The 12,322-nt window shown below is 36.5% G+C and carries 11 protein-coding genes and 1 pseudogene; 5 read left to right on the top strand and 7 right to left on the bottom strand.

From position 1 onward, the window contains the following. The 4 genes from hflX to ACIQ6Z_RS07265 all read right to left on the bottom strand — a co-directional run. On the bottom strand, nt 1-826 hold an 826-nt coding region (gene hflX, locus ACIQ6Z_RS07280; protein WP_396210254.1), incomplete at its 3' end, for a GTPase HflX. Between the two features lie 88 nt (nt 827-914). Continuing rightward, nucleotides 915-2,288, bottom strand: a complete 1,374-nt coding sequence (locus ACIQ6Z_RS07275) for a DUF5689 domain-containing protein (protein WP_396210253.1) — start codon at nt 2,286-2,288, stop codon at nt 915-917. A gap of 5 nt (nt 2,289-2,293) precedes the next feature. Continuing rightward, on the bottom strand, nt 2,294-2,914 hold the full coding sequence (locus ACIQ6Z_RS07270) for a choice-of-anchor J domain-containing protein (RefSeq protein WP_396210252.1): 621 nt from the start codon (nt 2,912-2,914) through the stop codon (nt 2,294-2,296). 11 nt (nt 2,915-2,925) lie between these two features. Further along, complete coding sequence (locus tag ACIQ6Z_RS07265; protein WP_396210251.1) at nt 2,926-5,700, bottom strand: TonB-dependent receptor domain-containing protein; 2,775 nt, start codon at nt 5,698-5,700, stop codon at nt 2,926-2,928. 139 nt (nt 5,701-5,839) lie between these two features. On the opposite strand from ACIQ6Z_RS07265, the gene ACIQ6Z_RS07260 reads away from it, so the two are divergent. The 4 genes from ACIQ6Z_RS07260 (at nt 5,840) to ACIQ6Z_RS07245 (ending at nt 9,528) form a co-directional block, all read left to right on the top strand. Next, nucleotides 5,840-6,955, top strand: a complete 1,116-nt coding sequence (locus ACIQ6Z_RS07260; RefSeq protein ID WP_396210250.1) for an endonuclease/exonuclease/phosphatase family protein — start codon at nt 5,840-5,842, stop codon at nt 6,953-6,955. 92 nt (nt 6,956-7,047) lie between these two features. Then, nucleotides 7,048-7,581: a 3-hydroxyanthranilate 3,4-dioxygenase gene (locus ACIQ6Z_RS07255; protein ID WP_396210249.1), complete on the top strand. Its 534-nt coding sequence runs from the start codon at nt 7,048-7,050 to the stop codon at nt 7,579-7,581. Between the two features lie 124 nt (nt 7,582-7,705). After that, a complete protein-coding gene (locus ACIQ6Z_RS07250; protein WP_396210255.1) occupies nt 7,706-9,226 on the top strand; it encodes an aldehyde dehydrogenase family protein in 1,521 nt (506 codons plus the stop codon). A gap of 113 nt (nt 9,227-9,339) precedes the next feature. Then, nucleotides 9,340-9,528 carry a hypothetical protein gene (locus tag ACIQ6Z_RS07245; RefSeq protein WP_396210248.1) on the top strand — a complete coding sequence of 63 codons (189 nt, stop codon included), beginning with the start codon at nt 9,340-9,342 and terminating at the stop codon, nt 9,526-9,528. A 120-nt stretch (nt 9,529-9,648) separates the two neighbouring features. Here the strand turns inward: ACIQ6Z_RS07245 and ACIQ6Z_RS07240 are convergent, their stop codons facing one another. From ACIQ6Z_RS07240 to ACIQ6Z_RS07230, 3 genes are all read right to left on the bottom strand, one after another. Beyond that, entirely contained in the window at nt 9,649-10,224 is a 576-nt protein-coding gene (locus ACIQ6Z_RS07240; protein WP_396210247.1) for a PhnA domain-containing protein, read from the bottom strand. Between the two features lie 114 nt (nt 10,225-10,338). Further along, nucleotides 10,339-11,079: a metallophosphoesterase family protein gene (locus ACIQ6Z_RS07235; protein ID WP_396210246.1), complete on the bottom strand. Its 741-nt coding sequence runs from the start codon at nt 11,077-11,079 to the stop codon at nt 10,339-10,341. Between the two features lie 43 nt (nt 11,080-11,122). Continuing rightward, nucleotides 11,123-11,995, bottom strand: a complete 873-nt coding sequence (locus tag ACIQ6Z_RS07230; protein ID WP_396210245.1) for an aldo/keto reductase family oxidoreductase — start codon at nt 11,993-11,995, stop codon at nt 11,123-11,125. Between the two features lie 178 nt (nt 11,996-12,173). Between ACIQ6Z_RS07230 and ACIQ6Z_RS07225 the strand changes: the two are divergent. Continuing rightward, nucleotides 12,174-12,322, top strand: a pseudogene (locus tag ACIQ6Z_RS07225) (ATPase); the annotation flags it as partial.

Below are 12,322 nucleotides of genomic sequence, written 5' to 3'. Positions count from 1 at the left end.
TCACTTCATCTAAGGTACTTTTAAACGACTCAACCAATTGTGTCGGCAATTTTCTAATAAACCCTACGGTGTCGCTTAAAAGAAACGGTAAATTCTTAATTACGGTTTTTCTAACGGTAGTATCAAGTGTGGCAAACAATTTATTTTCGACAAATACATCGCTTTTTCCCACGGCATTCATTAAGGTTGATTTGCCCACATTGGTATATCCCACTAAAGCCACACGAACCATAGCACCGCGATTGCTGCGTTGGGTAGCCATTTGCTTGTCAATTACTTTGATTTTGTCTTTCAGTAAGGAGATTCTATCACGGACAATTCGACGGTCGGTTTCAATTTCGGTTTCCCCCGGACCGCGCATACCGATACCTCCTTTTTGACGTTCCAAGTGGGTCCACATTCCGGTTAAACGAGGCAATAAATATTGGCATTGGGCTAATTCTACTTGTGTTCGGGCATATGATGTTTCGGCACGTTGCGCAAAAATATCCAAGATCAGATTGGTTCTATCCAATACTTTGCAATCCAATTCTTTGGTAATGTTTTTCGATTGGGAAGGCGTTAATTCGTCATCAAAAATTACGGTTTTTATATCGTTGTCTTTGATAAAATATTTGATTTCTTCCAATTTTCCTGTACCTACAAAGGTTTTCGGATTGGGTTTGTCCATTTTTTGGGAAAAGCGTTTGACCACTGTTCCGCCCGCAGTGAAGGTTAAGAACTCCAATTCGTCAAGATATTCGTTTAGTTTATCTTCACTTTGGTTTTGGGTTATTATTCCAACTATAATTGATTTTTCAAAGTCAATAACTTCTTTCTCTAACATAATCGTTCATTAAGAAAACAAAGGTACAAAATAGCAAGCATAAAAAAAGCGACTCCATAAAGCCGCTTTTGATGTATTAGAATTGCAATTAGTTAATTACAATATTATCTATTTGCATGGTAGTGGTTGCCCCACCTGAACCATTTCCCAAATATTCAAACACAAAAAATCCATTTCCTGTAATTCCTGCCGGGATGTTATAAACACCACTTGGAGTAAAATTAGTGGGATAGCCAGAAGGTAATCCAGGTGAAATTGTAAACCTAGAAGTTATATCTGTTAAAGTTGCGGTTGAGATTTGTGCACCAGGAGTATAGTTAGTAGTATAATACACTTTTAATACGTTTCCATTATGGAATCCTGCTTTACTTTCAAACGAGAAAGTATTTGCCGTTGTCATGTTAACTGGAACAATGAAAAGTGTGCGATTGGCCTCTGGTGTTCCTCCAAAAGAGGACATTTGGATGTATTTATTGCCGCCAAAAGTTTTTATTTGCCAATATCTACTACCTACAGCAGCGTCGTTAATGTATTTAGGGAATACTTGTTGGTTTGTTGTGTTGTATGAGGTAAACGGTTCGTTTAAGGTGGCATCATATACAAGCCCTGTACCCACTAATGGTGGGTATAAATCAATTGCCAAGCGATCTCCGCTTAAATTAACATCGTTTAAGGTTCGAATCATGAATTGGTAATCGCTATTGTATTTGGTCATTACCCCACGAATTTTCCCATTTTTAGAAGGCACTGCATTGGCAGCAAATGTTGCATATTCACTCACCCTAACAATCACTTTATTTCCAAATTGATCCGTAATTTCATGATTTGTGGCCCCACCTAAACTGTTCAATGAAGCATCATAATATTTTTTTCCAATGGAAGCATCGGTAAATTGTACGGCATCAAATTCAATTAACATGTTCAAGTATTGATCATTTTTAGCTTGCGTAATGGATAAATTTTTTACAATCGTGTTTTCGTCTACATCGACACATGATCGTAGGATTACATTTTTATATTCAACTCCAGAAATTCTACCCACCCCATTGTTAAAGGATGAACCAATAACAGTAGAACCATGTTGTTTGTTGAAATAACGGTCTTTGTCTAGTTTAATGGTTACTTTTCTACCCGGTTCAAACTCTGTATAAAGGTTGTAATTGTCTACAGGCATACTAAACCCTTTTAACCCATCTAAAGACATCATAGAGATGGATTTGTAAAAATTTCCGCCTTCATCACTTGAAGTAACATACGCTTCAATATAATCTACTACTGTTTCAGAGGTTGTATAAGGAACCGTTGTAGCTGTAGCAATATTTGTAATATTACTAACTTCCTTTGTTTTGGCTATCGTTTCACATTCGTCAGACAAGTTGGGAACCCCATAATCGTCACCATTTACGCAACTTGAAAAAGTTGCTAAAATTATCGTTGTTACTATTAATTTATATTTTTTCATAGGTATTAATTTTTAGTAATCTTAATATTATCTAACTGACAAGTAGTGGTAACACCAGACTTGCTACCAGTATATTTGAATGCAATACGAACGTTATTGTTATCATACGCACTAAGATCAATATTCCCACTGTTTACAAATACATCATCTACAGTTGGTCTAGTAAAAGTCAACGGAGTCCATGTAGCGGTTGCAATACCGGCAGTTGTTCCATCATAATTGGTAGACACAAAAGCCGTTAAAGGGTATCCATTAGAATATCTGGTTTTAGTTGCAAACGACAAGAGTTCACCAGAAGTTCTAGTTAAATCTATGGCTGGTGAAATTAACCAAGCCACATCATTAGTGCCTGTTGCTGAATAAAACGATGAAAATTCTGCGTAAATATTGTTGGTAAAAGTTCGTGCGTGCCACAAACGTGTTGCGGTTGCATTATAATTTACCCACCCGGTTAATGAAATGGGAACTTCATTTGACCCACTTCCTGTTGTGGTCGTTTCAAAGCCTTCATTAAAAGCGTATTCGTATACTGTAGGAATCACATAATCGTCATCTCCTACACAGCTTGTTAACGAACTTGAAACAAGTCCTAACAAGAATATTGTTTTTAAAAATTTTATTTTCATAACATAATTTTTTAGAAGTTGATGTAGAAGTTTACAAAAAATGTTCTCCCGTAGCCATAGAAATATTTTGAACCAAATGATGGCGTTCCATTTGCCTGATCGGCTTGTAGGTCTGGAAAAGTTGCTTTTCTAGATTGTTCAAATCCGCCCGTTCTATATTGGATATCAAACAAATTGTTTACAGAAGCAAAGAAACCAACGGTGTTTCTATTGGCTTTACTGATCCTCCAAGATTTTCCTCCAGTTAAATTAACTAGGGTAAACGCATCAAATTTTTCTTGTCTTAAGATAGCTTTTACCGATTCTGGAGTAGCACCAGCATAATTATCTCCAGTAGCACTGTCAATACTAAAATTATCAGTACGCAATATATTGGCAAAATCTAAATAACTATTGGCTAAATAATTAACATTGGCACCTACCCACCAGAAATTAGGGTCGCGGTATTCTAATCCAAGAGAGACTGCTGTTTGTGGCATTCCTGCTTGGTGATAGTTTTTGATGTAAACGGTTCCAAAATCAGTTAGCGAATTAGAGCCTGTTGCTGCTAATGCGTCGTCATTGGTTTTCAATTTGGCATTGTCTGAAAATATATATTGTCCGTAAGAAGCTGCTGCAGTAGCCTTAATGGTAGAAGTAATACTATATTCTAAACCAAGTTCTAACCCCATATTTTGTTTGTCAATCCCGGTTACAATTTCACTCACAAATGTATCTTCGTCTCCTCCTTCATCACTACCGATTCCTTCCCCATAAAAGAATGAAATTTCAGTAGCGTCTTGAATTTTCGAATAAAAACCCGTTAATCGCGCTTTGAATTTTGGAGCTCTTAAAATATAACTGGCATCGACACTAGTAATGTTTTCGCTTTGAATGTCTGGAGTAATTACATTATTTAATCGGGCATTCGAAAACGTATTTCTTAAACTAGGTGCTTTAGTTTGATACAATCCATTGAAATCAAAATAATTTCTTCCATTTAATTTGTAGGTTATACCTCCTTTAAATCCAAAGTTTTCAAAAGTGATGCTTTTTCCTTTACCAAAAGAATTATCAGCATAAATCCCGTTGCGATACAATCCTTCTCTTTGATATTCGGTTCTAGAGAAGTTTTGTGCCAAATAAAAATCAACTTTGTCGTAGGTAAATTTAAATTGTGTAAAACCATCAAAAGTTAAGGCGTGCAATAAATAGTTGTAGCCGTAGGTTTGGTTTTCACGAATTTGTCGGTTAGGATTATTCAAGTTGGACTGACTAGCATCACCTGTGTAAAAAGGATCAATATCTTGAAAATATTCTCCCCCCATTAAATCCAACAAGTTTTGGTGGTTGTGCGAGCGAAGTTTTCGCATATTTATACCAGCATTCAAAACAATATGATCCGATAAACTTGAGTTTAAAATTGAGTTTGCATTCCACAAATTATCATCCGTGCGGTCCTCATACAATACATAAACACTTCTTCCAGCAAAAGCACTGTTTTGGTTGGCAATATACATGGCATTCCAATCGATTTGACTGTTGGCTCTAAAGGTATTTCCAATGTTGGTTAATTGGTTTTGTGTATAACCTCCTAAATTACTAAAATAACTTGGTAAGTTTTTGTAGTACGTGGGGTCTGGGTTGTTACCCAATTGAAAATCCAATCTTGAATTTCCTATAGTTCCGGTTTGGAACGCAACATTGGTGTTTAAATTTGTCTTGTCTGATATCTTCCAATAATGAGACAACATTATCATAGGCTCTTCAACATCTTTATCTCTTGAATTTCTCTTTCTTCCGTCTTGCCACCCCCAATAAGAATTGTATTTTATACCCATTAAGTTGTTTACCTCGTTGGTATTTGGTGATGATTTTCCTCGGCTGTTTTGTGCATAAATAGCCGTTAGATTTAAACTGTGTTTTTCATTAAATTTTTTCTCAATACTTGCGAAAATTGAATTTGCTGCATAGTCGGTTCCTTCAAAGTATCCTTCTTGCGCCCATCTTCTAGAAGCAGATACCACATAGGCCCACCCATCTTTGTCCATTCCAGAAGCATAGGTTCCCATGGTTCTCCAACTGTAATTGGTGTTGGTTCCCGACATAGAGATTCGAGATCCTGGTCGGTAAAATGAAGCGCGAGTGTTAATTTCTTGTGTTCCTAATGCACTTCCAAATGTGTAGTCGGATGGCCCAGAACCCATTGTAAATTCTTGATTACGAGTAGCGTCATTTAAACCGCCCCAGTTGCTCCATTGTGGTCTACCGTCATATAGTTTATTCATTACAATACCATTGATCATGGTAACGCCATATTCGTTATCAAGACCCCTAATTCTAAAACGAGATTGCCCCCAATTAAATGCAGCAGCTTGCTGGTAGGTATCTCTAGTTGCTTGTAATAAGCCCGAAGTACTTTCCGATCCACTGTTGTCGTCTCCTAAATCGTTTTCTGTAATGGTAACCAAACTCAACTGTTGTTCCGTGGTAATATCCTCCTCTAACATAATAGTACCTAAGTCAATGGATTCTCCTGTCGAAGGCTCTAAAAGTAAGGTTTGTGTGTTGTATCCAGCAGTTTTAATTACCAATGCCTGTTCTCCCGGAGGTAATGTTTGAAAAACAAAGTTTCCCTCAACATCCGTTAACGCAGACTGGTTGTTGCTTTTAAGGACGGCCACAACGTTTTGTAATGGTTTTTGACTTTTAGCATCGATTACCTTTCCTTTTAAGGCCGGACTTTGTTGCGCAAACACAAAAACAGCTTGCAGCACTAGCAGCGTGCTCAATACAAGTTTTTTCATAAAAAATATTAAAAATTAATACTAATTTAATGTAAAGTCGTTCAAAACTAAACAGCCTACAAATGTATAAATTTTAATAATATTATCTACCTTTGACCTTGTTTTTTATAGTAAGCATAACCATAACATAACCTTTTGTATGAAAATAAAGCACTACATATCAGTATTTATTACTCTTTTATTCTTAAATAATGTATTTGCTCAAGAGAAAAAATTTAAAGTGCACACGGTTGCCTTTTATAATTTTGAGAACTTGTTTGACACCATTAACGATCCTGATACTTATGATGAAGAATACACACCATCGGAAGGCTGGACTTTAAAAAATTACAAAAAGAAATTAGACAATCTAAGCAGAGTTCTTATTGAATTAGGCACAAGTGACGCTCAAAAAAATGCGCCAGTAATCATTGGTGCGTGTGAAATTGAAAATAGAAGAGTATTAGAAGATTTAACCAAACATCCAACACTCATCAATAAAGGATATAAAGTGGTACATTTTGATTCCCCTGATAAGCGTGGAATCGACGTGGGATTCTTATACCAAGAAAAACACTTTCAACCTGTAAGTTACATAAATGTGCCTTTATATGTATACGAAACCGAAACAGAATCTGTTAAAAAAAGCAAGAAAGAAGAAGAGGAAACAGAAGAAAACGTAAATTATGATAAAAAAACCAAACGTATTTATACCCGAGACCAACTTTTAGTAACAGGCATGTTAGATGGGGAAGAAATCAATGTAATTGTAAATCACTGGCCTTCACGTTCAGGTGGTGAAAAAAGAAGTAGTCCGTATAGAGAAGCTGCAGGAAGATTGAATAGAAAAATTATGGATTCTATTCTTAAAATCAATCCCAAAGCAAAAATTATTACGATGGGTGATTTAAACGATGGTGCTTATAACAAAAGTGTAAAGGAAGGAATTGGCGCTAAACTTAAAAAAGAGGAACTAAAAAAACCAGCCGATATTTTCAATCCGTTTGAACAAATGGCAAAGGATGGTCATGCGTCATTGTTCTATAGAGATTCTGGCGATATTTTTGACCAAATTATGGTGAGTGAACAATTCATTTCTAAAGATAAAAACGATTATGCTTCCCTCAAATATTGGAAAGCAGGAATTTACAACAAACCCTTTCTCATCCAAAAAACAGGGCAATGGAAAGGATATCCTTTGCGAAACCAAAACGGTATTCCCGGATTTTCAGATCACTTTCCCGTGTACATTTATTTGGTTCAAGAAGTAAAGTAAATAAGGATTCAAAAGATAAAGGTTGGTTCGTAACAAAAAGTACAGCCAACCTTTTACTTTTTAGTACCTTTACCTTTTTAATTTACAACACAATGGCAACGGCAAAACCCTTCAACTTACAAAAGTGGATTCAGGAGAATAAAGACCACTTAAAGCCACCGGTGGGCAACAAAAATGTATATATCGATTCAGAAGATTACATTGTTATGGTTGTGGGCGGCCCCAATGCCCGAAAAGATTACCATTACAATGAAACCGAAGAATTGTTTTACCAACTTGAAGGTGAAATTACGGTTTTCATTCAAGAAGAAGGTCAAAAAAAAGCCATGAAACTTTCGGCTGGAGACATGTACTTGCATCCTGCAAAAGTACCCCATTCGCCCGCAAGATCGGAAGGCTCTGTTGGATTGGTTATCGAAAGAAAACGCGCCGGAAAAGGTTTTAAAGATGGCTTGTTGTGGTATTGCGACAATTGCAATCATAAATTACATGACGTTTACTTTGAATTACACGATATTGAAAAAGATTTTTTGCCCCATTTTCAAGAGTTCTATACTTCGGAAGAAAAAAGGACGTGTAAAAAGTGTGGTAATGTAATGGAAACCAATCCAAAGTATTCAAAATAACTGAAGGTGTTCCGTAACATTTGCGACGCAACATTTGAAATTTATTTTTTACCTTTGATAAAAATTTAACAAAAACCGAATAAAAAGTTATATAATGATATCTGAAGCAGCTATTCAATTTGGTATGCAAGACGCTTTGCAACAACTTGGCATTAAAGAAATTAACGAAGGAACTTCTACTGGAACCAAGTGGTTTTCGAATGGAAAAATTATCGAATCCTATTCACCTGCAACAGGTGATTTAATTGGAAAAGTAAAATCTTCGACCAAAGAAGATTATGAAACCGCCATGAAAGCTGCCGAAGAAGCGTTCAAAAATTGGCGATTGGTTCCGGCTCCAAAAAGAGGCGAAATCGTGCGTCAAATGGGAGACGAATTGCGCAAACACAAAGAAGCACTTGGGAAATTAGTGTCTTTTGAGATGGGTAAATCGTATCAAGAGGGATTGGGAGAAGTGCAAGAAATGATTGACATCTGTGATTTTGCAGTGGGGTTATCGCGTCAATTACACGGATTAACTATGCATTCAGAACGTCCAATGCACCGCATGTATGAGCAATGGCATCCGTTTGGAATTGTCGGTATCATATCAGCGTTCAACTTCCCAGTAGCGGTTTGGTCTTGGAACACCATGTTGGCTTGGATATGTGGCGATGTGTGTATTTGGAAACCAAGTTCAAAAACTCCTTTGTGTGGTGTAGCGTGTCAAAACATCATTCAAACCGTATTAGAAAGAAACAATTTACCAGAAGGCATCAGCTGTTTAGTAGTGGGTAACGAATCGGGGGATTTAATCAATAACGACAAACGTATTCCATTGGTATCGTTTACAGGTTCTACCAGAATTGGTCGTCACGTATCAAAAACGGTGGCAGAACGTTTTGGAAACACCATCCTAGAATTGGGCGGAAACAACGCAATTATCGTTTCTCAAGAAGCCGATTTATCTATGGTATTGGTAGGAGCGGTTTTTGGAGCGGTTGGAACAGCAGGTCAACGTTGTACGTCAACGCGAAGATTAATTGTGCACGAAAGTGTGTACGATAAAACCTTAGACGTTTTAGCCAAAGCATATGCGCAGTTAAAAATTGGAAACCCATTAGACGCTAACAATCACGTGGGACCACTTATCGATAAAGGTGCGGTACAAGATTACTTAAACGCGATTGAAAAAGCAAAAGCAGAAGGCGGAAGAGTAATTGTAGAAGGCGGAGTTTTAGAAGGAAAAGGATACGAAAGCGGTTGTTATGTAAAACCATGTATCATTGAAGCGAAAAACGAGTTTGAAATCGTGCAACACGAAACATTCGCGCCTGTTTTATACGTAATGAAATACAGCACAATCGAAGAAGCAATTGCGATGCAAAATGCGGTACCTCAAGGATTATCTTCTTCGATCTTTACCAACAACATGAGAGAAATGGAGTTATTCCTTTCGGCTGCGGGTTCTGATTGTGGAATTGCCAACGTAAACATTGGAACTTCTGGTGCTGAAATTGGTGGTGCTTTTGGTGGTGAAAAAGAAACTGGCGGTGGCCGTGAATCTGGTTCTGATGCCTGGAAAGCGTATATGAGAAGACAAACGAACACCATTAACTACGGAACAGCGTTACCGTTAGCACAAGGGATTAAGTTTGATTTTTAATTAAGGGATTAGCGAAAAGTAATAAGTGATTAGTTACTTTTTGGATATAGAAAAACCCTGCAAATTTTGCAGGGTTTTCAAGGAGATTTGAAAAAATTAATGAATTATATCATATGATTGTTACAATTTTATTTTTAGCTGCATTGATTTTAGCTGTAATTGTAGTAATAAAAAATACTACCTTAAAAAAAGGAAAAGATTTTTTAAGCATATATGATAATTTTTTTACATATAAATTTATAGGAATTGCTGCGCTTATAGTAATTTCTTTTATTATTTATTTGTATAAAACAAACCCATAACAAAGGTTTACACATGAACTCCGACAGCGCGGAATTGCATTCCGTGCCCACAAAAAAACCCCACAAGATCAAATTTGCGGGGTTTTTTGTTATCACATTGCCACATCGGCACATTGAAAATTACTTCGTTTTCTTCACGTACTGTGTTAAAATATAAATGTTTTGGTTTTCTACTCTGCCTTCAATTAGGTTGGCGTCGTCCCAAACGAGTTTAATGTTGTGCACTGCAGCGCCTCGTTTTGCGGTAAAAGTAGCGCCTTTTACATCTAAATCTTTAATCAACACCACCGAGTCGCCATCTAGTAAGGTGACACCGTTACTGTCTTTATGTACAATTTTATTTTCGTCTTCTTCTTCGCCTTCACCTGTTGCTTTTGCCCATTCTAAGGCTTCTTCGTCCAGATACATCATGTCCAACAAATCGGTATTTTTTAAACGCGCTAACATGCGCCAAGATACAATTTGAACCGGTAAATGTTCACTCCACATACTTTCCGACAAGCCTCTCCAGTCTTTTTCGTCGGTTGTTTCTGGGTTTTCAATTTGGTCTTTCAAGTGTTTTGCTAGCAACACACTATTTTCAACCGTTCTTTCATTGGTTGGCGGCAACACATACACCACTAAGTCATGTTCTGTTCCGCTAATTTCGCAAACTGAACCACTACGGTCTTTCAGTTTTCTTTCTATTACACTCATTTTGAATGGATTTTACGTACATAAATAATTTGGGACAAAGGTATAAATTGTAATAAGATGGCATAAAAAAAAGCAACTTTTTTAAGGAGCTGCTTTTGTATGAATATTAGGTGATTAATTTCTTCCTTTTTCATGGGGGTATAAATCGGGTAAAGCATCGCTTTGCCAAAATTCTTTAGTGTCTACATCCATAATCGTTAGTTTCCCTTTGAATGCTGCTCCGGTATCTACATTCCAAACACACGCTTTATTAACGGGTGCAGTCTCCTCAATTTTAGTCACGGGAGTGTGGCCAATATAAATTTCTTTGTAAAGTTTTAATCGATTTGGATACGTCAGCCCGTCTTTTGAAAGTTCGTTGTCCATAGCCAAAACCATTTCCCATAACGTTCTATCCCAATAGAATAAAGGGGTAAAAAATTCATGAGCAACCCCTCTTAGGTTTGTAAAACCAGCATGGATAAACAATCGGTTTTCATCGTCTAAATAATAATCTTGTAACGATTGTAAAAAGTGAATGTGTTTTTCTTTTGTTGTAAAATCAATGTTTTGGTATGCTAACGCCGAGGCTTCACCACCATGAGCAAACCACATTTTTTCATCAAAACCTTCCGGATCATTTTGCAACCATTTTAGCAATAAATCATCGTGATTTCCTTTAATAAATATGCAATTGTGGGTTTTTTCTAGGGCAATTAAAAAATCTAACACTGCAGGAGATTCACTCCATCCATCGACAAAGTCCCCTAAGAAAATCAAGGTATCATTTTTTGAAATATTAGCTCGTTCTAAAACCTGAACCAATGCTTTTAATCCGCCGTGTATATCGCCGATTACGTAAGTTTTTTCCTTCATCACCTCTATCGATCAAAAATAAGTAGTGCCATCATCAGTTGTCTTAAGGCACTTTATTACCCATGCTTTCCGTCCAAATCGCAAACCAATCTTGAGGGTCTAAAATTAAGGATTTGGCTTTCATTAATTGTTGGATTCTACTGACATTAATTGTTCCAGCAACGGGTAAAATAGTTGCAGGATGTTGTAAAATCCAAGCCAATAATATCAAATCGGAACCCACATGGTATTTTTCTACCAACTTAGAAAACAACAATTTCAATCGCTGTGTTTGTTCCGTGTTTTCTCTAAAAACCACTCCTAACGGATTCCATGCCATCGGTTGAATGTGGTGCAATTGCATATAATCTAAGCTGCCATCAACCATGGCTTCATGATTTGTGGCCGAAAACTGAATTTGATTGAAGGCAATTTCGGTTTTTTGGCGCAATAATTCGGTTTGCGAGGATGTAAAATTAGAGACACCAAACGAACGAATTTTACCGGTCACTTTTAATTGTTCCACCGCTTTAGCAATTTCATCGGCTTGCATTAAAGGGCTAGGGCGGTGCAAGAGCAAAACATCTAAATACTCGGTTTGAAGATTTTTCAATGAATTTTCTACCGACCAAATGATATAGTCTGATGTATATTCATAATGTTTAATTGTATTTTGTGGACGATTTTCAGACACATATTGAATCCCGCATTTTGAAATCAATTGGATTTTTTCGCGGTCAATTTTGGCATTAGCCCAAGCTTTTCCAAAACTGGCTTCGGTAGTATACCCCCCATAAATATCGGCATGATCAAAAGTAGTAATCCCGTTTTCAAAAAAAAGATGAATTAAGTGGTTCATTTCCTTAGTGTTGAGGTTTTTATCCCAAACCCCCCAATTCATTACTCCAGCAATAATAGGTGATAATTGTACAGCCATGGTCGATGTAATTTTTAAATATTTCTTAAAATTATAAAAATTGAATCATAAAAGAGGCATAAATTCCCCTTTTTTTATTGTTTTTTAACGCAATGTTAACAACGAATGAGTAAAAAAAATTACAATTTGCACCGTTAAAAATTGTTGATAATTTCAAAGTAATAAATACAACCTAAAAATGGAAGAAAATACATCGACCTTAGACATTAGAGCCATTAACGAAAAGATAGAACGTGAAAGTGCTTTTATTGACTTGCTTACCATGGAAATGAACAAAGTAATTGTAGGTCAAAAACACATGGTAGAACGATTATTGATTGGATTATT

Source organism: Flavobacterium sp. (assembly GCF_044376915.1).
Taxonomy (GTDB): domain Bacteria; phylum Bacteroidota; class Bacteroidia; order Flavobacteriales; family Flavobacteriaceae; genus Flavobacterium.
The sequence above is the reverse complement of the archived record's forward strand: the minus strand, read 5'-3'. Positions and strand labels throughout refer to the sequence as shown.